This window comes from Vibrio sp. OPT24 (assembly GCF_015163545.1).
GTDB classification, from domain to species: Bacteria; Pseudomonadota; Gammaproteobacteria; order Enterobacterales; family Vibrionaceae; genus Vibrio; species Vibrio cyclitrophicus.
On record NZ_JADDYI010000053.1, the window covers coordinates 1,380,737 to 1,402,206 of the forward strand.

The 21,470-nt window shown below is 43.5% G+C and carries 19 protein-coding genes; 10 read left to right on the top strand and 9 right to left on the bottom strand.

What is annotated here, in order from left to right; all coding sequences use genetic code 11:
- Positions 1-60: 60 nt before the first annotated feature.
- A complete protein-coding gene (locus IQO02_RS19725; protein WP_010432946.1) occupies positions 61-234 on the bottom strand; it encodes a hypothetical protein in 174 nt (57 codons plus the stop codon).
- A gap of 401 nt (positions 235-635) precedes the next feature.
- Here IQO02_RS19725 and IQO02_RS19730 point away from each other — a divergent pair, with 401 nt between their 5' ends.
- Positions 636-2,615 carry a methyl-accepting chemotaxis protein gene (locus IQO02_RS19730; RefSeq protein WP_010432949.1) on the top strand — a complete coding sequence of 660 codons (1,980 nt, stop codon included), beginning with the start codon at positions 636-638 and terminating at the stop codon, positions 2,613-2,615.
- Between the two features lie 139 nt (positions 2,616-2,754).
- Here IQO02_RS19730 and IQO02_RS19735 read toward each other — a convergent pair whose 3' ends face one another.
- The 4 genes from IQO02_RS19735 to IQO02_RS19750 all read right to left on the bottom strand — a co-directional run bounded on the left by IQO02_RS19735 (position 2,755) and on the right by IQO02_RS19750 (position 6,729).
- Positions 2,755-3,528: an oxidoreductase gene (locus IQO02_RS19735; protein ID WP_016790107.1), complete on the bottom strand. Its 774-nt coding sequence runs from the start codon at positions 3,526-3,528 to the stop codon at positions 2,755-2,757.
- 9 nt (positions 3,529-3,537) lie between these two features.
- Positions 3,538-4,878 (bottom strand): aldehyde dehydrogenase family protein, encoded by a 1,341-nt coding sequence (locus tag IQO02_RS19740; protein WP_010432954.1) that lies wholly within the window; start codon positions 4,876-4,878, stop codon positions 3,538-3,540.
- Between the two features lie 154 nt (positions 4,879-5,032).
- Entirely contained in the window at positions 5,033-5,341 is a 309-nt protein-coding gene (locus tag IQO02_RS19745; RefSeq protein WP_102282606.1) for an ArsR/SmtB family transcription factor, read from the bottom strand.
- A 224-nt stretch (positions 5,342-5,565) separates the two neighbouring features.
- Positions 5,566-6,729 (bottom strand): amino acid permease, encoded by a 1,164-nt coding sequence (locus tag IQO02_RS19750; RefSeq protein ID WP_016767006.1) that lies wholly within the window; start codon positions 6,727-6,729, stop codon positions 5,566-5,568.
- 480 nt (positions 6,730-7,209) lie between these two features.
- Here IQO02_RS19750 and IQO02_RS19755 point away from each other — a divergent pair, with 480 nt between their 5' ends.
- The 3 genes from IQO02_RS19755 (at position 7,210) to IQO02_RS19765 (ending at position 10,255) form a co-directional block, all read left to right on the top strand.
- A complete protein-coding gene (locus IQO02_RS19755) occupies positions 7,210-8,421 on the top strand; it encodes an MFS transporter (RefSeq protein ID WP_010432962.1) in 1,212 nt (403 codons plus the stop codon).
- Positions 8,396-9,364: an HTH-type transcriptional regulator YidZ gene (gene yidZ, locus IQO02_RS19760; RefSeq protein ID WP_065106885.1), complete on the top strand. Its 969-nt coding sequence runs from the start codon at positions 8,396-8,398 to the stop codon at positions 9,362-9,364. The genes IQO02_RS19755 and yidZ overlap by 26 nt, the downstream gene beginning before the upstream one ends.
- Positions 9,365-9,706: 342 nt before the next feature.
- Positions 9,707-10,255, top strand: a complete 549-nt coding sequence (locus IQO02_RS19765; protein ID WP_010432969.1) for a carboxymuconolactone decarboxylase family protein — start codon at positions 9,707-9,709, stop codon at positions 10,253-10,255.
- Positions 10,256-10,397: 142 nt separating this feature from the next.
- On the opposite strand, the gene IQO02_RS19770 is transcribed toward IQO02_RS19765, so the two are convergent.
- The gene (locus IQO02_RS19770; RefSeq protein WP_010432972.1) at positions 10,398-11,825 is read right to left on the bottom strand and encodes a PLP-dependent aminotransferase family protein; all 1,428 of its coding nucleotides are present in this window, start codon (positions 11,823-11,825) and stop codon (positions 10,398-10,400) included.
- A gap of 124 nt (positions 11,826-11,949) precedes the next feature.
- On the opposite strand from IQO02_RS19770, the gene IQO02_RS19775 reads away from it, so the two are divergent.
- Entirely contained in the window at positions 11,950-12,849 is a 900-nt protein-coding gene (locus IQO02_RS19775) for a DMT family transporter (RefSeq protein ID WP_010432974.1), read from the top strand.
- 62 nt (positions 12,850-12,911) lie between these two features.
- Here the strand turns inward: IQO02_RS19775 and IQO02_RS19780 are convergent, their stop codons facing one another.
- Positions 12,912-13,337, bottom strand: coding sequence for a DUF3010 family protein (locus IQO02_RS19780; protein WP_010432976.1), 426 nt, complete (start codon positions 13,335-13,337; stop codon positions 12,912-12,914).
- Positions 13,338-13,598: 261 nt separating this feature from the next.
- Between IQO02_RS19780 and IQO02_RS19785 the strand changes: the two genes are divergently transcribed.
- The gene (locus tag IQO02_RS19785; protein ID WP_010432978.1) at positions 13,599-15,236 is read left to right on the top strand and encodes a methyl-accepting chemotaxis protein; all 1,638 of its coding nucleotides are present in this window, start codon (positions 13,599-13,601) and stop codon (positions 15,234-15,236) included.
- 231 nt (positions 15,237-15,467) lie between these two features.
- Here IQO02_RS19785 and IQO02_RS19790 read toward each other — a convergent pair whose 3' ends face one another.
- Positions 15,468-15,815 (bottom strand): DUF3316 domain-containing protein, encoded by a 348-nt coding sequence (locus IQO02_RS19790; protein WP_010432981.1) that lies wholly within the window; start codon positions 15,813-15,815, stop codon positions 15,468-15,470.
- A 268-nt stretch (positions 15,816-16,083) separates the two neighbouring features.
- On the opposite strand from IQO02_RS19790, the gene IQO02_RS19795 reads away from it, so the two are divergent.
- Positions 16,084-16,953 carry a LysR family transcriptional regulator gene (locus IQO02_RS19795; RefSeq protein WP_010432983.1) on the top strand — a complete coding sequence of 290 codons (870 nt, stop codon included), beginning with the start codon at positions 16,084-16,086 and terminating at the stop codon, positions 16,951-16,953.
- A 132-nt stretch (positions 16,954-17,085) separates the two neighbouring features.
- Here IQO02_RS19795 and IQO02_RS19800 read toward each other — a convergent pair whose 3' ends face one another.
- A complete protein-coding gene (locus tag IQO02_RS19800) occupies positions 17,086-18,747 on the bottom strand; it encodes a methyl-accepting chemotaxis protein (RefSeq protein WP_102282605.1) in 1,662 nt (553 codons plus the stop codon).
- Positions 18,748-19,022: 275 nt separating this feature from the next.
- On the opposite strand from IQO02_RS19800, the gene IQO02_RS19805 reads away from it, so the two are divergent.
- The 3 genes from IQO02_RS19805 to IQO02_RS19815 form a co-directional block, all read left to right on the top strand.
- On the top strand, positions 19,023-19,535 hold the full coding sequence (locus IQO02_RS19805) for an RNA methyltransferase (protein WP_010432989.1): 513 nt from the start codon (positions 19,023-19,025) through the stop codon (positions 19,533-19,535).
- An 87-nt stretch (positions 19,536-19,622) separates the two neighbouring features.
- A complete protein-coding gene (locus IQO02_RS19810) occupies positions 19,623-20,459 on the top strand; it encodes an SGNH/GDSL hydrolase family protein (RefSeq protein WP_010432992.1) in 837 nt (278 codons plus the stop codon).
- 117 nt (positions 20,460-20,576) lie between these two features.
- Positions 20,577-21,470 (top strand): LysR family transcriptional regulator (locus IQO02_RS19815; RefSeq protein ID WP_102344733.1); only part of this gene is annotated, 894 nt, incomplete at its 3' end.

Below are 21,470 nucleotides of genomic sequence, written 5' to 3' on the forward strand. Positions count from 1 at the left end.
GTCTAGTTATTTGCTAAATGATTGAAACAAAATGGCTAGTGTGTAACTGCAGGCTGCAATTTATGCGTCAACAACTTCTACGGTTTTATGTTGCGCACCGTAATAGGTGCCTTCATCAATGGTATACATTAAAATTTCATCGCATTCTGGGCAGTTGAATTCTTCGTTGGGTTCAATTGCTGCCTCTTCTACCCATTCCCATCCAATGTTTTGTTCGCAAGCAGGACAATCCATAAAAAACCTCTAATTATGCATCTACGTTAATTTTACGAGCTCGGCATTATACATAGTTGATGTTGAATATATAGACGGTCGTGAGGACATAGCTTGATAAGGCTTGTACAGTTAGTGTGGTCTACCACTTTGTGGTTATGTGAAACCTGTCAATTTTCAGTCACTTGCGCCGGAAAAATGTTGAAGATCGTATTTGTTTTCCGCTTAAGTTGCATAGCTAACAGTTTTATAAACAAGTCAATGAGTTCTACAAGGTTAAGTGTTAGGTTTATCGATTGCCGCCGATAGGGAATGGTAATTACTAAAACTGAATAATTATATGATCTCAACAAGGGCACACTGATATATAAGTGTGTCTAATTACAACCAGAAAGAGATTTGTTAGCTGCTAGGGAATAAAAATGAAATTAACCGATATGTCTTTTAAGCAAAAAATCATCGCTTTGCTTATTTTGCCGATCTTAGGCTTTCTATGGCTTAGTGTTTCTGCGATATCAAAAGGCGTAGAGACCACCAGTGAAATGTCATCATTAAACCAACTGACGCGTTTGTCGGTTGTATACAGTGAATTAGTGCACGAGTTACAGAAAGAGCGTGGAATGACTGCCGGTTTTATCGGCTCACAGGGTACTCAGTTTGTCAGTGAACTACGTTCACAAAGAGCAAGTGCGGATACTCGACGTGACCAGAGAAGCGAATATTGGCAGTCGGCTGATATCGATTTACCGCAAATCACAAAGTTGAATACAGAAATCAGCCGAAGCCTCAATCAGATCACTTCTATTCGTAATCGAGTCGACTCTCAATCTATCCCACTTTCTGAGGCTCTAGGTTACTACACTCAACTTAACGCAAAGTTATTGAGCGTATCGGCATTGATTGCAGAGTTGAGTTCGGATGCCACCATTACTACAGAAACCATCGCTTACTACAACTTCTTGCAAGGCAAAGAGCGTGCTGGTATTGAACGTGCTGTACTCAATAATACCTTCTCTAAAAATGAGTTTGGCCCGGGTATGCTTGTGAGGTTTATCTCTTTAATGACTGAGCAAAATACCTATTTCTCTAACTTTAAAGTGCTGAGCACCCCAAGCAATGTGAGTTTTTTTGAGCAACAATTGAATGATCGATCTGTCGCAGAAGTTGAAAAACTTCGACAGCTTGCACAATCGAAAATGAGTGGTTTTGATGTTGACCCTGTTTACTGGTTTGCACAATCAACGGCGCGTATTGTTCAGTTGAAGAAAACAGAGAACCAGTTAGCTGATTCACTGATCGCACTCACGGAACAAAAAACGACAGAAGCGCAGACTGCCATGATGGCGAGTATCGCGATGTTTGTTGTGATTACTTTGTTTGCAACTTTTGTTAGCTTCAAGGCTATAACCGATCTAACCACACGAGTGAAAGACCTTACTTTAGTGCTTTCAAAAGTTCGTGATGATAATGATTTGACAGTTCGTGCGACTTACGTAGGTAGCAGCGAGCTTGGCCAGATATCTTTATCGCTTAACGAAACTTTAGAGAAGTTCTCGCAGGTGATCGACAACTTGTCTCAATCGAGCTTAACACTCGCTTCGGCAGCAGAAGAGACGGCGCAAACTTGCCAATACAACTCCAATACCTTGGTTGAGCAACAAAACCAAATTGGGCTGATTGCAACGGCAACTGAGGAGCTTTCGGCAACCGTGAATGAAGTCGCGGCTAAAACGCAGCAAACGGCGACTTCGGCGAAAATGGTGGATCAACAGTCACAAGAGGGCTTGAGCACGGTCCAACACTCTTATGAATCGATTGAAATCTTAGCGTCTGAGATTAACGGCTTAGCTGAGAAAATTACTCATCTACACGAAAGCAGTAATAATATTAATAGCGTGATCGATGTGATTAAGTCGGTTGCTGATCAAACAAACTTGTTGGCGCTAAACGCTGCGATCGAAGCGGCTCGTGCTGGTGAACAAGGTCGTGGTTTCGCTGTTGTAGCTGATGAAGTCCGTACATTGGCTCAACGCACTCAAGAGTCGACGTTGGAAATTGAAGGCTTCATTAGTTCGCTACAGTCTGATGTACAAACAGCGTTCAATGTGATTGATAACAGTAAAAAAATGTCATCAAGAGCGGTTGAAGATTCGCGAGACGTAGAACAAACGCTACAAGATATTTCTGGTGCTGTGAGCGAGATATTCAGTATGACAGAGCAGATTGCAACGGCAACAGAAGAGCAAGCGGTAGTGACACAAGACATTGCTCAGAACGTAGTGGCGGTAGAGCAGAAGTCGACAGAATCTACGACGGGCGCGACTCAAATTGCGGCGACAGCGAAAGAACAAGCAGAATTGGCAACATCACTAAAAGAACTCTCGAATACGTTTAAGAGTTAATTTTTCCGAGATCATGGCTAATGGCTTAAAGTTAAGAGTTAAGAGTTAAGAGCTATCTTACATAACGAAATGTCCCGCTTAGTGCGGGACATTTTTTAGGGTTGAAGCGACTAAGACTGCGCTTTATAAAAACGACAAGTTAAAGCTCAAACAATACGTCAGTACGAATAATGTATTTAGTCCCAGAAAGTATTGGTGCTGAGCCGTGTATACAATGGGCAGGGTGAGTACCGTGAGGAAAACATAGGACACTACCACTAGGTGTTTTAACCGATTCTATATCCGCATTCTCATGCCTTTGACGACGAGCAGGCTTACTCGGGTCGTCACGGTTAACCATGAATTGGGTTTCACCACCGACGAAATCATCACTCAATAGAAGCAAGAAAGTATACATGCTCCAACGGTCGCCAAAAGAGTCATCGATCAGTTCTCCATCGACAACTTGACTACCGGGCCAAGAGCCATCGGTGTGCATTTTAAAGAAATCCCCTTCATCGTAGCGATAAAATCGAAAACGACCGTTGATTCCAAGTGGTTTCACACCAGCAAAATGGTCGTACTTATCAACGAAATGATCTTTGCATCGGTTCCAGATGATTTCGAGTGTTTTAGGATCGGCGATCAGGTTGAGGTTTCGGTTATGGCGTATTTCTCTTGGCAATGAAACTGCGGCATCTTCTGTGAAACCAAGTTGGTTCGCTTCATCAAGTATCCGCTTAACCTCTTCAGGAAGAAGTACATCTCTTAGCTGGAAAGCTCCAGGTACATTGTTTACTTCAATGCGTGATACTGCGCTGACGCTGTTATTAAGTGAAAATGGATTAGCCGATTTTGGTGCCCAGACTGGTAGGTCACTGCACTGAGTGCCTGCTTCTCGTCTAACAACGTAGAATTTCTGTTCGTTATTCATTATGAATCCTTATTTTGAAACTACTTTCACTTGAGCAAATTGACGATGACCATCTACTGAACCGTGGTAGCCAAGGCCACTCTGTTTCGCACCAACCCAGGGAGCGTCACCACTACCGCCCTGACCTTGATTGATGCCAACCATGCCAGCGTCAAGTTCATCAGCAACCTCGTTGGCACCTTGGTTGCCGAATACCACAGCTCCCAATCCATACTCGCTGGCATTAGCACGTTCGATTGCATCATCAATGTTGGAGTAGCGAGTGATAGCGACCACTGGTCCAAAAGTCTCTTCTGTTTCTAACTTCATTTCAGGAGTCATTCCAGTGATAACAGTAGGACGGATATAACGATCTGGTTGTTCAATCCCGCCTAGAAGGAAAGTTGCCCCTTTTTGTTGTGCGTCTTTTAATTGTTCAACGATTTTTCCATGCTGCGTGGCATTGATGATCGGTCCTATGTTTACGTTAGGCATATCCCACGGGCCAATCTGGTACATGTTGGCGATCTCGGTGACACGTTGTTCAAATTTTTCAGCGATACGATCATCAACATAGATACGTTCAATCGAAGTACACATTTGTCCTGAGTTCTCAAAGCTGCCTGCGACGGCAAAGCGAGCTGCTTGTTCTAGGTTGGCATCACGCATCACTATCATTGGGTCTTTGCCACCTAGCTCCATGACCAAGCGTTTTACCTTGCTCGCTGCGCGTCGCATGATGTCTTGGCCTGTTGCTTTTGAGCCAGTGAACGCGATCATTTGGATGTCGCCTTCGACTAATGCCTCACCAGTTTCTCGGTCGCCATGCAAAATTGTTAATACGCCTTCGGGTAGGTGTTTTTGCAGCTCACCAAAGAATGCTTCAGCGATGAGAGGCGTTTCTTCTGAAGGTTTTAGAATCACGCTATTGCCCGCGACCAGTGCTGGCACAATGAGGTTGTTTGCCATCATCACAGGGTAGTTCCAAGGAGATATAACTCCGACAACACCTAGTGGGCGGTATTGAAGCTCTGTTGACCCTGACAATTTGCGAGTGTTGAGCGCGCGGTGTGCTTCTTCTGCATAATGCTGCCCCATGTAAATTGCGCCTGTTGCTTCACCAGTGGCGCGTCGGATATCTTTACCCATTTCGCGAGCAAGTAGTTCTGAGAGGGAATCTGCATACTGATCAAGGTGTTGGTAAGCTCTAATAATGGTTCGCACGCGCTCATTTATCGGGAGTTTTTTCCATACCTTTTGTGCTGACTTTGACTGGCGGATCGTTTGAACGACTTCATCTCTAGAGGCGCTATTGACTTCACCAAGCAGTTCTCCATTACTAGGATTAAAAGATTGAATAGACTTGCTCATGTTTACCAACTCCGTTTAATTTTTCGTATATTTTTTCTATTTAATTACATATCTACATAGCTAGATATTGAGAAATTTCGATATCTAATCTTCTAAAAATAGACAAGATTAAAATGGGCGGCGTTATCCACCCAGTCTGTTTTGATTCTGCTTGTTAGAGTGAGTTAGATAACTCTTTTAAAAACTTCTCGATGTATTCGTCATTACGCTTGTAGTACGTCCACGAGCCAATGCGTTTTGAAGTAACCAGCTTTGCACGTTGCAAGTTAGAAAGATAAGACGAGACGGTCGATTGGGATAAGCCACTTTTCTCTTGAATAATGCTGACACATACCCCTTCAACGTCGATATCAACGAGTTGTTTCTCTAGGTTAAAGTGCTCATGCGGTGACTTTAGCCAGTGTAGAATATCCCTTCGTACTGGGTTGTTGATTGACTTTAAAACTTCATTCATATCTGACATGGCGTTTGGCTGCTGTTTTCGACTAACGTGAAATATACTCTTTAAAGTAAGATATCGCAATATCTCGATATCCTGCTTTCTCTACATTGAGGTAAGAATGGCATTCATGTTTATCGTCGGCGTGTTGATTTACATAGTTAAGCTCTAGGCTCTCGTTCTATGTTCAAGGCTTTTTGGTACCGACTATCGTTTAAATGACAGTCGGTATGTCATTCGTTTGGGGGCTAACTCATGAACCAAGATATAAAGATCAGAGCACCAAAACCGAATGTTGCGATAAGTGCCGTGTCGCCACCGGCTGCAGTATAGCTGCCTTCAGTTTGAAGGTGAGGGAAATCAGGTCTACGAACCTTAACTACCATCGCGAGAGGGCCCCATATAGCTAAGAACACCAATACCATGCCCGCATAATCCAGCATGCTCACAAACTGGCTCGCGAACAGTTCAGCGAGTGCCAAAGGCAATACAAAGGTCAGAGCGTAAGCTAGCAGTTTGTTATTGGTGACGGCATCTTTGTTTTGGTCGTAAAGTGCCATCGACACACCAAGGAAAGAGGTCACCAATGCCAATGCTGAGAACAAAGCAATCACGACTTTCAGCCAAGCAGACTGTCCGCTAAACGCTGAGATCAGTTCTGAAATATTATGGAATTGGCTGATTGCATCTGTGCCAAGGTTGCCGATAATCGCAAATAACCAAGTTAGGTAGCAGATTAGTGGAATCACCGAGCCCAGCAGAATCATATTGCGGATCTGTTTTTGAGTGGCTTCTCGGTTGTAGATAACCAGGGACGGGATCACCACCATAGAGGCAAAGCTAGTAAAGATAACCGCACTGTATTGCACCACATCGTTAGCCGTGTATTTGCTGGATTGAGTCAGGTAATCAAGGCGAATGTTGCTAAACAAAGAGGCGATAACAATAAATAGCATCACCACCATCATGATGAATAAACTGCGATTTAACTTGTCGATATACGATTTACCCGCTACCACAATCACACCCATTAATAGGCTGAAAACGGTATAAGCAGCCGATGCAGAGATGTCTACGCCCACATCGAGCAATTGCTTATGAATGATATCGCCAACACCCAAGATATAAGCGATCAGCATGCATACCAGCAGCAGGTAAAAGAGTGCATTGATAAAGTGTTTACCTTTGCTGCCCAGAGTTAGGTAAGCAACGCTGCTCATTCCACTGTTGTCTTTAGTTTTAGTGCACGCTTCTGCCAGTAGAAGAGCTGAGTAAGTGGTGCCGATAAAGATAAGTAGCATCAGCGCAGAGCTGATCATGAAGCCAAATTGGGCCAGGACCATGGGAATGGCAAGCATACCAGCCCCTAATGCAGTTCCTGACAGAATCAAAGAACTACCGAATAATTTCATATTCAAGAAAACAACCTCGAGGTACCCAATTAATTTTTAGTTGGATTGTAAATATTTGTTGCCAAGACTATCAAATTACTCACTAAAGTTAGGGGTTAAATACTAATAATTTTTGAATTTTTCTAAAATCATTTCAGAGGAATTTGTGGTGTATATGGTTGGTGATTTTTGGTATTCACCTTGTGATTTATTTTAGCTTTTTGATAACTTTTTCAAATTAATAGCCGTTTAGTAATTCGCTTGATACGGATGTTTAATGGATGCATTAATTTAAGTGAAAGCCAGTCAAACCTCGCTTCTTTTATGGAGTCTTGTCTTATTTCTTTATCTGATGAGAGTTAATTGGTGAGCGTCAAGAAGGAGAGGATCCAGTTGTAGCATTATGGTTTGTCGTAAATGGAAAGATCTGTTGTCGTAGATGCCACTCGGTAGTTTGGCGTTTCGCTCTTATTATCCTCACACCAATTATGTGGGGGTGTTATGTACCGTTTTCTATTTTGTAGTTTTACGCTTGTTCTCTTGTATCCGACGGCTATTGATTTGTATTTAGTTGGGTTGCCTCAAATTGCCGCGGACCTAAATGCGTCTGAGGCTCAGCTTCATGCCGCGTTCTCTATTTATCTCGCAGGAATGGCAACCACCATGTTGTTTGCCGGTAAATTTGCCGACAGTGTAGGAAGAAAACCTGTCGCTATTTTCGGTGCAATTGTCTTTGCTACCTCTTCGAGGTTCGGCGGTGTTGTGACCAGTGCAGAACCATTTCTTCTCGTGCGTTTCTTTCAAGGTGTGGGGGCTGGCTCTTGTTATGTGGTGGCGTTCGCTATCTTGCGAGATGTATTGGATGACCAAAAACGCGCTAAGGTGCTGTCGATGATGAATGGCATTACCTGCATCGTACCAGTGCTTGCGCCTGTGATTGGCCACTTAATCATGACGGTTTACCCGTGGCCGAGTTTGTTCACGACCATGGCGAGCATGGGTGTGGTGGTGTGTTTGTTGTCGGTGCTCGTGCTAAAAGAGACTAAACCTAAAGTTATAGGGTCGGTGTTAGCGAAAGCTTCTTTATCTGAGACATTTCAACCGACTTCAACTGAAACGTTCAAAGACCCGTTGTTTATCAGCCGAGTGATCATGACCAGCCTAGGAGTGACCGCAATTCTCACTTATGTGAATGTCTCTCCACTGTTGATTATGACAGAGCTTGGCTTCGACCGAGGTCAGTATTCTTACACTATGGCATTAACCGCATTGGTGAGTATGTTGGTGTCATTCTCTGCACCATTTGCTTTGAATGTGTTTAAGCAAAAGAACTTAATGCTGACTTCACAAGTTTGCTTTGTCGTTGCGGCTATCTTGTTGCTCGCATCGATTGATGGTGGGTTAGGGCATTACGTGACGTTGTTGGGCTTTGCTTTTGTGTGCGGCGGCTTCTCATTGGGTTTTGGTGTCGCGATGAGCCAAGCATTGAGCTGTTATTCACAGCGCGCAGGTGTGGCAAGTTCAATACTCGGAGTTTCCCAAGTATGTACTTCAGCACTGTTTATCTGGCTTATGGGCGTTATCGGGCTAAGTGCATTGAATATGTTGGTATTTATATTGGCTGCTGGTGGAGTTATCAGTATTGCTCTAATACTATGGATAAGTCCTTCCCAAGTAAAAAGTGATTATGAAGAAGCCACTAGCCCGTCTTGATCTGAATTTGTTATTCACTCTGCAATTGCTGTTGCAAGAACAGAGTGTTTCAAAAGCTGCCAAAAAGCTTAACGTAACGCCTTCAACGGTAAGCAAATCACTGACTAAGCTGCGAGACTGGTTCGATGATCCTCTATTTGTGAAAACGCCGAGGGGCTTAACGCCAACACCACTTGCACTGAGCATGGTGAAAGATCTTCAAGACTGGTTGCAGATTGGTAGTCAAATACTCACTACTCGTGGCGACGATGCCCCAAAGGATTTACGTTTAAACTTAGAAGCTGAATCTCCGTTATTATTGATCATGCTGAACGAATTGACGCAAAGTGTGTATCAACGTTATCCCAATGCGAAGATTAAAATGCGTAATTGGGATTACGATTCGATAGATTCCATCGTACGTGGCGAATCTGATATTGGATTTTCAGGGCGAGAAAGCCACCCACGTTCGAAAGAATCTCTAGACGCACTGCCATACTTCATTGATTTCGAGGTGCTGTTCCACGATTTGCCCGTGGTGTATCTGAGAAAAGACCACCCAGCCTTGCAAGAAGAGTGGAACCTTGAGGCTTTCCTCAAATACCCTCACATCAATATTGTGTGGGAGAAAAGTGAAGCATGGGCGTTGGATGAAATTCTCACAGATTTGCAACTCGACCGACATATCGCACTTACGCTAGCGGGTTTTGAGCAGTCTTTGTTTATGGCGGCTCAGTCAAACCACACCATGACTACCGTGGCACCGAATTACTGCCGACGTTACGTTGAACAACTTCATCCTAATCTTACTTGTCTGCCTATTCCTCTAGATGAAGAGAATGCCAAAAAGCTGCTAATCCCGTTCACCATGATTTGGCATAAACGCAATGCTTATAACCCAATCGTTCTATGGCTAAAAGACACGCTTAGAGATCTTTACCAGTTTGAAGGTGAAAATGTCTAACCTTGTGATGAGATTAAATGTGATTAGATCACCTGAGGGCTTGTGCCGTTAATATTGGAGCGTTGATTTAAGTAATAATTCAGACTTAGAACAAAACCCATCAGGTGTTACCTGGTTGGTTTTTTATTTTAAATCATGCAGTTAGGGTTAGAACTGTTCAAATGAATATAGTTATTCCATAATTGTTGATTCGATAAATTCAGCCTATTTGAACGAATGTTCAAAATAAAACTTGAACGATCGTTCTTGTTTGTTCTATATTGTTTTCACGCCAACGGAGAACAGTCTCATATCACTCCGATTGTGAACCAAATTAAGATAAAGAATCGAAAGGAATAGAACATGAGCAACTTTAAAATTCATTCAGTAGAATCAGCACCAGAACAAAGCAAACCTATTCTTGAGGGTGCAGTAAAACAAATGGGCCGAGTTCCTGGTCTTTTTGGTGTGATGGCTGAATCACCAAATACTCTGAAAGCTTACACACAGCTTCATCAAGCATTTAATGAGTCATCTTTTGATGCCGATGAGCTGACAGTGGTATGGCAAACTATCAACGTTGAACATGAGTGTCACTACTGCGTTCCTGCACATACGGGTATCGCACATTCAATGAATGTAGACCCAGCGATTACCGAAGCACTGCGTAACCGTGCTGCACTGCCAACTGAAAAACTTCAAGCACTGCATGATTTCACGCTAAGTATGGTACGTAATCGTGGCAATGTGCCAGAAAGTGAAATGGCAGCTTTTTTCGCTGCGGGTTACGGTCAACAACAAGTGCTAGAAGTGATTCTTGGCTTGTCGCAGAAAGTGATCAGTAACTACGTAAACCACGTTGCTCAAACACCAGTAGACAAAGTATTTGAACAGTTTGCTTGGGAAGGTTAATCGCTTAAATATCAACTTGCTTAGAGAGTAGGTTGCTTGAAGGCTACGCTAATTAGCCTTTGGCTATGGATATAGTGAAAGCCCCGCTTGGTTGAGTGGGGCTTTTTTGTTGGTGTCAGTTCTAATTGAGGAAAGTGAACGGTTAATGTGTATGTTTAGCGATGATCATAGCCAGTGTCACTATCCCTTCTTTCCAATCTTTGTTCTCTTCAATGTTCGCGACCGTGAAGCGCAAACAGTGTTTGTATTGGTCGTGTGTGCCAAAGACAGTACCAGGTAAAATACCTAATTTATGTTTTAAGCAATCTTGATAGACGGAATAACTGTCGACCGATTCCGGTAGTGTTATCCAGTTTAAAAATGAGCCTTCAGGTTTTGATAGGTGGTAACGCCCGACAAGGTGAGGGTAGCTATCTAATGCATGGATTAATAGGCTTTGGAACTGCTTTTGATTGGTTTGATAGAGTCGTTTCATTTTAGAAAGATGACTGCGGTATTTGCCTGTAGTGAGAAACTGACCTACTGCGGATTGCATCAGGTTTGAGCTCCCCATGTTGTCACAAAGGAGATATTTTTCGACTTGAGCTTGGTAACGCCCCGAGAGCAACCAACCTATACGTAGGCGTGAGTCTAAGGTTTTAGAGAGCGAATTCACGTAGATAACTCGATCTTGGTCATCAAGCTCTTTTAGGCTGGCAATAGGTGCATCAAACGCCAGGCTACCAAACACATCATCCTCGATAATCGGCAAAGTTCCGGTTATCTCCAACAGCGTTTTTCGATTAGATAATGGCATCCGTGAGCCCGTTGGATTGGTAAAGTTTGGTGTTAGCACTAGCGTTTTTACATCCCATTTATCCAGTGCACTTTGTAGAGAAGGGATGTCGATTCCGTGGCTAACACTGCTTGGTATTTCAAGGGCTTTTAAACCTAGCGACTCGAGCAACAACAAATTGCCGAAGTAACACGGTGACTCTACCGCCACGATGTCGCCCGGTTTGGTGAGCGCGCGTAAAGCCAAACTGATCGCCTGTTGTGCGCCATGCGTAATCGCAATCTCTTTCGATCCCGCAGGTACGCCTAGATCGTGGGTGATCTTTAACAATTGTTTTACTAATTGCTCGTCACCAGGAGGCAATTGGTAGTAACCGGGTAACTGAGTTTGCAATCGGCTGTGGCGACCGATCTCAGCGTACAAGCTTCGTATTGCGGGGTTATTGATGTTGGGATGGGCAGAGCCAGCTAGAAGCTTTAAACGACCTTTGGGGCGAGAGAGAACTGATTTAGTGACAGATAAGAGGTCAACTTTTTGAGGTTGGCTTGGTGCATCCCAGCTGGTGGTATTGGGCGCTTTCACACGATAGCCTGATTTAGGTACTGAATAAACCCAGCCTGTCGCTTCCAGTTCTTGGTAGGCGCGAATCACGGTATTTTTACTCACACCAAGCTGCTCGCTTAATTGACGAATTGAGGGAAGGCGATCGTCTGGTTGAAAGAGTCCTTTATCGATCTGAGCCTTAATATGTTGTTCGGTAGCAAGGTATTTATTGCCGCTGAGTTCTGCTTCCACGTTTTTCTCCCTCGTTGCTCACTCTCAATCTGTAACCATTTAAAGTGTTATATCTGTATCTTTATTAGTTATCTGTACCCAACTAAGGTAACAGCATTGATGAAGAGTTGACCAGAGGTTTGTAATGCTGATTAAAATGATTCCGTTTGTGTTTGTAATATTGTGGTCGTCAGGCTTTGTCGGTGCACGTCTTGGTGTGGAATACGCGGAACCCGCAACATTACTTTCCCTGAGGATGGTAGCCAACGTGGTGCTGTTCTTGGTTTTGATTGCAATCCTTAAGCGTCGTATCCCTCTTGGTCGCGCATTCTTCCATGCTTGTGTGGTCGGCATCTTGATTCATGGTTTCTACCTTGGTGGCACCTATCTGGCGATTGATATGGGTATGCCTGCCGGGTTGAGTTCTCTACTTGTTGGCTTACAACCGATTCTTACCGCATTGATTATGATCAGCTGTAGTTCGCAGCGTTTTAATTTCGCACAATGGCTAGGATTAGCCCTCGGTTTTGCGGGTATTAGTTTGGTGTTGATGGGCAATATTGAATGGCAATCTGATGACCAAAAGGGCATGGCGACGTTGTTGTGTTTGGTTTCGCTGGTGGGTATCACGGTCGGTACATTGTACCAAAAGCGTTTCTGCAAAGGGACAGACATGGTCGGTGGTGCGATGGTGCAATATCTTGCTGCGGCTTCGCTATTTTTACCTTTCGCCGTGCGTTACGAAACCATGCATGTGAATTGGACTATTGAATTTACACTAACGTTAGCTTGGTTAGTGATTGTCTTATCTTGCATTGCTATTCTGTTGTTGTTGTACATGGTGGAGCATGGGGCTTCTTCGAGTGTAGCATCGGTGTTTTATTTAGTACCACCAACGACGGCAATTCAAGCTTGGCTTATTTTTGGAGAGTCGTTTGATATCTACGGCGCAATGGGATTCGCGTTGTCAGCGACAGCGGTATATTTGGTCGTGAAAAAGCCAGAGTTACTAAAAGTTCGTAGGCAAGCAGCACTTGATCGATAGATATAAAAAGAGCCTGAATCTTCAGGCTCTTTCCGTTTTAATCATTGGTTAGCGTCTATTGATTAGCGCTGCATCAAGCAAGCGTAAGCCGTTGTAAACGGTGCTTCTTGGTATTGCTTAAGGCCAGTCTCTTTGAACTTCATCATAAGAGGGTTGCGCTTTAGGCTCTCTTTGATGTCAGCAGGTGATACAACCGTTACGTCTAGGCCGTCGATCAGTTGAATTGCTGCTTCTAGTTTGAAGCCAAAGCCACCGCCAGCAAATTTGCCTTTTGTTTGGCGTTGACGAATTACAACTTTATCTACTTGGTAATCTTCCATCAACTTTGCAAAAGAGAATTGAAAGTCTTTCATATTCTGCGTGTCGTTTGCGTCGCTAATCGCAACTTTAGAAACTCGGCAATCAGGGATATTAAATACACCATCTGACAGAGAAAGAAGACAGATGACAGCATCGTTACCTTTGATTTCAACACCACAAATTTTCATGTTCATACCTATTTACTTTTGAGCCGTACATTATGGTGCTATTTCTATGACTTCTCCAGTATTTGAGCATGTCTGTGGTAAATAAGTGCAAAAATGTCTTTGGCTCTACTTTTTAATGTTGACCTTTGGTTGAATAATAGACAGTCGATTCAAGGGTAACGTTTGCTATGCGACTAGGTTCACAAACTTTTAGCTAGCTTTTAAATTGATACTGTATATTATGCGCGCGTCCCTATTTATTGTGTGGTTATAAGCCCCCTTATGAGTATCAACAACCTTTCAATTAAGAGTAAAATTGCGATCCCATTAATGGTTATCGTGATCGTTTTTTCTACTGTTACTGTGCTTAATGTTCTTAAATCTAACGCTCAAGCTGCAATCAACCATGAGTTGAATAATGTGGTTCAGCCAGTGTTAGATAATTTGGAAGATGGCTATCGTGATATTTACCAAGTTATCGCTTCTGCTCAAGGTCTATTATTAGCAAAAGACCAAGCGGCGATTGAGTACCAAAAGTTTGAATTTAAAGACAATGCTTACAAAGCGGTGCCTCGTTTTCAAAGTGTCGAAACCTTATATCAAGCAGGGGTGTTGGATCCATCTTCTCGTGGTGAATTATCAAAGCTTGTTAACGCGATGAGCAAGTGGGTGGCATTGCACGAACCTATGTTTGCCGACCCTGAGAATGCATACCAATACAACATTGATTACTCTCCTGCGTTAGATGCTGAGTTTGCGATTATTCGAGATCAACTTCGTGACATCAGAACCTTGATCGAATTGAAGCAGAAAGAACTTCGTCAACAAGCCGATGAATCTATTGAATCAAGCAAGGTGATCATTGAAGTCGGCATGGGTGTGGCGATCCTGGCTGCTGCTTTCGCGTTATGGTTGTCGAATCGCTTTATCGTTAAACCGATTCAAAATGTTGAAAAAGCGATGGTTGAAATTGCTTCTGGCGATGGTGATCTTTCTCAACGTATGAGCGTTGAGGGGAGTGATGAAATTGCTCGACTTAGCTCTGCTTTCAACCAGTTTGTTGGCAAGATTCATGTGACCATCGAACAGGTTATTACCACTTCTAACGCTGTACGTTCTGAGATGGAAAACATCAAATCACTGACTCAAGGTGTGGCTCAGTTTTCTTCTAATCAACAGAAAGAGAGTGAAGTAGTTGCTGCTGCAGTTCATGAGATGCAAGCAACCAGCGTTGCCGTAAGTGGTAATGCGTTAGAAGCGGCTTCTGCAAGCAATACGGCAAATAGAGAAGTGGAATCTGCAGATAAAACTTTAGGCTTAACGGTGAGTTCGATTGAGCGCTTGGCGCATGATATCGAAAACGCGAGTGGTGTTGTTCATGAACTAGACAGTGATGTTAAGAACATTGCTTCTATTCTTGGTGTAATTAGAGGCATTGCTGAACAAACTAACCTACTTGCATTGAACGCTGCGATTGAAGCGGCACGTGCTGGTGAACAAGGTCGTGGTTTCGCTGTTGTTGCTGATGAAGTTAGAGCCTTGGCAAGTAAAACTCAAGACAGTACGGGTGAAATTCAGTCGATGATTGAACGCTTAGAAGTTGGCGCTAAACAAGCGGTGAGCGTGATGAACGAAAGTAAAGTTAGTGGCGAGAAAACCATTGTTCAAGCGAGTACAGCTGCGTCGTCATTGAGTGAAATTCGTAACTCTATCGGTATGATGAATGAGATGAACACGCAAATCGCAACTGCGGCTTCTCAGCAATCTCAAGTATCGGAAGAAGTGAACCAGAACGTTCAACGTATAGCTGAAAGCACTATGCAAATGGTGGAAATGGCGAACAGTGCAGAAAACGCATGTATGGCTTTGGCGGAGCAATGTGAAGCGCTAGATGGTTTGGTTTCTCAATTCGAAGTCTAAGAGATGCTGTTCAAGAGAGTTACTGGCTAGACGGTCAATCTATAGTGAGTAGCGACAACTAAAAAGATTTATCGAAAATGAATTATTAAAAAATAGCCAAAATGAACACTAAAAAGCCCGCACTCAATGAGTGCGGGCTTTATTTTTATATACGAGCATTCTTTATATAAAGACTTTTTAGATACGGGGTTTTATTTTAGGCACGCAGGTGCTTTGCCGATCTAGTCAGTATTAGCTGCTACGACCGTCTTTATATGTGTAACGGTAGTCAACTTTTACGTTAGCTTGATAATGGGTGTCGCCGCTCATGTTGGTGATTTTTTTCACTTCCATATTCGCATCATCAATCTTGAATGAATTGTACTTAGTTGTTTGTTGGAACTGTGGCAGTTCTCTAGAAAGCTCAAAAGATGTCTTTGTGCTTAGCTCATCCATAAGGTTGGTTCCTGCATCGTATGCTTCCGCTTCAGTAACAAAAGTATCAGATTTTAGCGTTGTTTCTTGAATCGTTGTTTTAGTTGCTGCAAACGCTGTCGTGCTGAGTACAAGAGTTGATGCAAGTATGATTAATTTTTTCATATGAGTACCTTACTTTGTTCTTTGTTGAAGTACCTGTGTTGCGGTACAGAACCAACATATCAATGAAGTGGTAAGACTAGTGTCAGAAGAAATACTAAATTTGTTAGTGTTCAGTGAGAAATATTTAGAAATGTCAGGGCTTGGTTGAGATCGTTTTGAACGATTGCAGATAGCGAAGGTTTATGTACAGAGCATATCAAGCAAGTGACACTGATTTATAACTTCAATACACTGTATGGGTAACCGTTGTTTAGCATAAGGTAAAGGCATGGCTAATTGGGAAGGGGTAAGTGAGTTTGTTGCAGTAGCAGAGCGTGAAAGCTTTACTGGTGCAGCGCAGAAGCTTGCTACATCAGTGGCTCAAATCAGCCGTAGAGTGGCAAACCTCGAAGAACGTTTGGCAGTAAAACTGCTTAATCGAACGACACGTAAGGTTTCCCTAACAGAGGCTGGGCAACTCTATTATCAACAATGTAAGTTGTTGGTCGAAGGTTTAGAAATTGCTGAACTTGCGGTCACGCAGATGCAGTCGACACCTAAAGGGTTGCTTAAAGTGACCGCGCCTGTGACTTATGGTGAGCGCCAACTCGCGCCTCTGTTACATCAATTTTTAAAGCTTCATCCACAGGTAGAACTTGAATTGATGCTGACTAATCAAAAACTTGATCTTATCGATTCTGGTGTTGATGTAGCGATTCGTCTTGGTCGCTTAGAAGATTCAAGCCTGGTGGCAAAGAAGCTCTCTCAACGCCAACTCTATGTATGTGCCAGCCCAGAGTACATTGAACGGTATGGTGAGCCACATACGCTCTCTGAATTGAACAATCATCAATGTTTAGTCGGTGGTTTCGAACATTGGCGTTTTAAAGAAAATGGCCGACCTCGTTCGGTTCGTGTTAATGGGCGCATTAAGTGCAATAGTGGTTTAGCCTTGTTAGATGCAGCCAAGCAGAGCATTGGCTTGGTACAGTTGCCTGAATACTACGTAAGTGAAGATCTAGAATCAGGAGGGTTGGTTGAAGTACTGTCTGACTATCGAGACGATAAAGAGGGGATCTGGGCGCTTTATCCGCAAAATCGCAACCTATCTTCTAAGGTTCGATTGTTAGTAGACTTTCTTTCTGAACAATTGGATTAGTTTATGATCTAAAGCTACCACCGATAAAAAAAACGGGCTTCAGATTAGAGATTCTGAAGCCCGTTTTTATTTAGTGTGAAAAGTCTTAACGTTAAGTTGCGTTTACTTGCTATTTAATAGACCGTAAATGTCCTAGACCGTGAAGCGATCCACCAAGTGGTAAAGCTCATTCGCGCGGCTGTTTAGGTTTTGGCTACCAGTGCGGTTCTGATTCGCCAGCGATGCTGATTGCGAGCTTTGATCTGAGATTACGACGATACGTTGTGAGATCTCTTGGCCTACAATGTTTTGTTGTTCCGTCGCGGTGGCAATCAGTGAATTCATATCCATGATGGTATCAATCGACGCCTGAATTTTCGCCAGTGCTGCAGCAGCGGCATTCGCTTCTTCCACGGTTTGAGCACTTCGATTTTGGCTCGAATCCATGGCTTTTACGGCAGCATCTGAAGCGGCTTTTAGCTGTTGAATCATCTTGTGAATGTCACCTGTACTTTCTTGGGTTCGACTTGCCAACTTACGAACCTCGTCAGCTACCACCGCAAATCCACGTCCTTGTTCACCGGCACGTGCGGCCTCAATTGCAGCATTCAATGCTAATAAGTTAGTTTGTTCCGCAATGTCTTGAATGACTGTCAATGAAGACGAAATGTTTTGTACATCACCCTCTAGTCTTGATACCACAGTGTTCGCTTCTGATACTTCGCTGGCAAGGCCTGCAACCGAGTTTGCAGCCGCATTGACAATCTGTTGAGCTTCTTTAGCGTTGTTTTCTGCTTGTTTCGCGGAATCCGCAGCTTGACTCGCATTACTCGAGATCTCTTGTGCGGTAGTCGTCATCTCGGTCATTGCCGTCGCGACTTGTTCAGTTTCTTCACGTTGGCCACTGGCAATCTCATCAACCTGTGCGGCACGAGAAGACATACTGCTGGTTTCAGCGACAACTTGCTGGCCAACATCACTTACGCTGCGAATGATGGTTTGTAGGCTAGCAACGAAGGCATTGAAATTTTCGCTAAGCTTGGTGAATTCTGGGGCTTTGAATGCTTCCATTCGGGCCGTGAGATCGGCTTCGCCACTGGCAAAAGCACTAATTGAGCGGTCAAACTGCTCAAGTGGCTGCATGATAGTGCGATTCACCGCGACAGCAAATATCGCGACAATAAGGGCAATAAAGCCACAGAAAATCGCGATAGCCGTTAATGAGCTTTGTAGCGCGGCATTTGAGCTTTCTTTCATTTCGGCAATAACAGCGTCGATGTCATCAGTGTAGAAGCCAGTACCCAACATCAAATCCCACTGCGGCACAAATACTGAGTAGCTGAGTTTAGGTAGCGCGACAGATTGGTCCGGCTTCGGGAAATAGTAAGTCGTGAATTCCCCTAATTTAGCATTCTTGATCAGGTCGCGGATTAAGTAGTTGCCTTGCTTGTCTTGAAGGTCATAGTAGTTTTTACCGATGCCATCGTTACTTTGACCAACCACAACTCGGACACCTTTCGAGTCATAACCAAAAATATAACCAGATTCGCCATATTCTAATGTTCTCAATGTTGGTAAAGCTTCTTCTAGCGTTGCGCCTCTGTCCAAAAATGGACTGATCGCAGAGTAGGCCATTTGCAGGTACGCTTTGAGTTCTTTTTCTTTCATCGCCATCATATTGCTACGCGTCGATTCTACTTGTTGTGCGGTTAGCTCGGTGCTCTTCATATAAGTCACGCTCATCATACCAATCGCCATGAGTAACAAAGGTATGAAAGAGAGAATATAGAGGCGGTTTTTGATGGTTAGGGTCATGTCACGGTTCCTGTGCGATTGTCCAATGCAGTTTTCAACAGATTATTAATGTGATTTAAAAATGTAAATGAACTTGTTGTTTAATTGTTATCCCAAATAGCATTTGTTTGGTAAATATGAAGGTGGTTCTGTTTTCTTGCTCACAGGCCTATGTAATCAAGGGCAGTGCACGTCGTTATTTGGTGCGTTTATGTGCTTTTGCATTCGACATTGCTTTGTTAGAATGCGACGCTTTGTAGCACCCTGCTATGTCTATTCGTTAAGTGAGAAGATTCATGAACAAAAGCCATGTGACTATTGGTTTAACTAACCCAAAGAGTCCTACGAATGTTGGCGCTGTTATGCGTGCGGCTGGTTGTTATCAAGTCGACGAAGTTAAATATACAGGGCAACGCTACGAAAAAGCCGCTAAATTCCATACCGACACTAAAAGCGCAGCGCGTACGATCCCGCTTACTGGTGTTGAGTCATTTTTAGACGACCTTGAGCCTGAAACACAAATTGTGTGTGTGGAACTTGCTGAGGGTGCAACACCACTTCCGCGTTTTAAACACCCAGAAAACGCTATCTATATTTTTGGCCCTGAAGACGGTTCTATTTCTCAAGATGTTGCCGATAGAGCGGATCACGTTGTGTATGTGCCAACGGTTGGTTGCATGAATTTAGCGGCAACCGTGAATGTTTTGCTTTATGACCGCCTTGCTAAGTCAGATGAAATAGATGAGAGCAACGATCTCATTAAGAGAAGCCGTGATAATCGCAATCACTTATTGGTTAAAGAAAAGTAACTCTCTGCTTCTAGTGTTATCTATCCCGTCCGCAATCGGATATTATCTTGAGTTCATCATCAGATAATTGAAGGGTTAGATAACACCATGGAAGACAAGCAATTACTTGCCGCACTGCAACAACATCCTGTCCTCGATTTATATCAGTTATTCCAAGAAGTCGGTCAAAACCAATCTCTATATGCTTTGTTAGAGCGATTATCTTCCCTTAAAGAACAGCATCAACTAAGTACTCGTCTTAGCCCTTTCAAGCCTCACATCGAAGGGTTACTTGCTCAGTTTGATAGTACTACACCAGATAGTGAAATCCTCGAATCGATTGCACTTCAATCTGAGATTCAACAGCGAGGCCACAGCATGAGCCGTTACATAATGACATCAGATAATCATCGCCATTTTTCTCCGAATGCAGACTTAGTCATGTTTGGTGATTCGATTACTGAATGGGCACCGTGGGCGGATATTTTCCGTGATGTATCAATGGTCAACCGTGGCCTTGCAGGCGATACCACAACCGGTATGTTGCGCCGTATTGATACCACGTTGAATGTGAAGCCAAAGCTGGTGTGTTTTATGGCGGGAATTAACGATCTTGCACAAGGTTACAGCGTTGAGCATATCTATCAGAACTATGTTGATATGCTTAAGGTATGGCAAGAAAACGATATTCGAATCTTGGTGCAATCAACGCTTTATGTAGGATCTAAACTGCAAGGGTTGAATCCTCAAGTTTCAGAACTCATCAAAAGACTACAGGCTTATTGCGAACAACATGATATCGAGTTTTTGGATGTAAACCGTGTGCTAGCACCGAATAAATTACTATCCAATGAATACAGTTGTGATGATTTGCATTTGAATGCTAAGGCTTATCAAGTTTGGGCTGAGATACTTCAACCTAAGATAAAAGAGTTATTAAAATAAACTCACGCAAATAGCAGAATGGATAGATAAATAGCTAGCTAATTAAACAGATAGACAACTTAGCCAATACTAGAAAGCCAAGCCTAAACTGGTTTCGTGAACCATAAGGACATCAATTTGAACCTAAGACAGTTGGAAGTCTTTTACGCCATTATGCAGACTGGAACCGTATCTGGAGCCGCGCGCAGTTTGCATGTGTCTCAGCCTAACGTGACCCGTATTCTGGCGCACACCGAGCAACAACTCGGGTTTGGTTTATTCGAACGTGTTAAAGGGCGACTAGTGCCAACGGTAGAGGCAAAAACCTTGTTGCCCGAAGCTGAAAAAGTGTATCAGCAACTGGGTCAGTTTCGATCTTTGACCAACAAAGTGAAGCAAGGCCATCAGCATTTACGTATTGGTGCGCCGCCGATTTTAGCGACTAAATTACTGACTCCGGTAATCGCCCAAATGTCTCGCGAGCAAAATGGCAGTAAGCAAGATCTCTCTTTTGAGTTGCTGACAGCAAACCGTGATGAACTGTGCGCTGGGCTATTAAAGCATGAGCTTGATATTGCTATTGCGTTTGGGGACGAAGCACCGCCTACCATATTAAATGAAACGCTCTTAACCGAATCCCTCAAGGTTTTGGCTCCTTCTAATACGGTTGATCATTTACCCTTGGAATTAACCCTCGATGATCTGATCAATTATCCTTTGCCAATCATCGGGCTCGATAGCCGTGACCCATTAGGGCTGCTGTTGCATCAAAGCCTTGTGGCGCGAGATGAGCATTATCATTATCCAATATCTGTGCGTGGATATAGCGCGGCTGCTGAACTAGTTAAATACCAAGCCGGGTTTGCGATTGTGGATCCGTGGACGGCAGAGCAGTATCAACATGACGACTCGGTTTGTGTGTTGTCACTACAGCCGGACATACAATTCTCGGTATCGACTCTCTGTGCAGAACATACGCCACAATCTATTGCGACTAAGCAGTTCATTTCCGCACTGCGGGGGGGGGGGGGG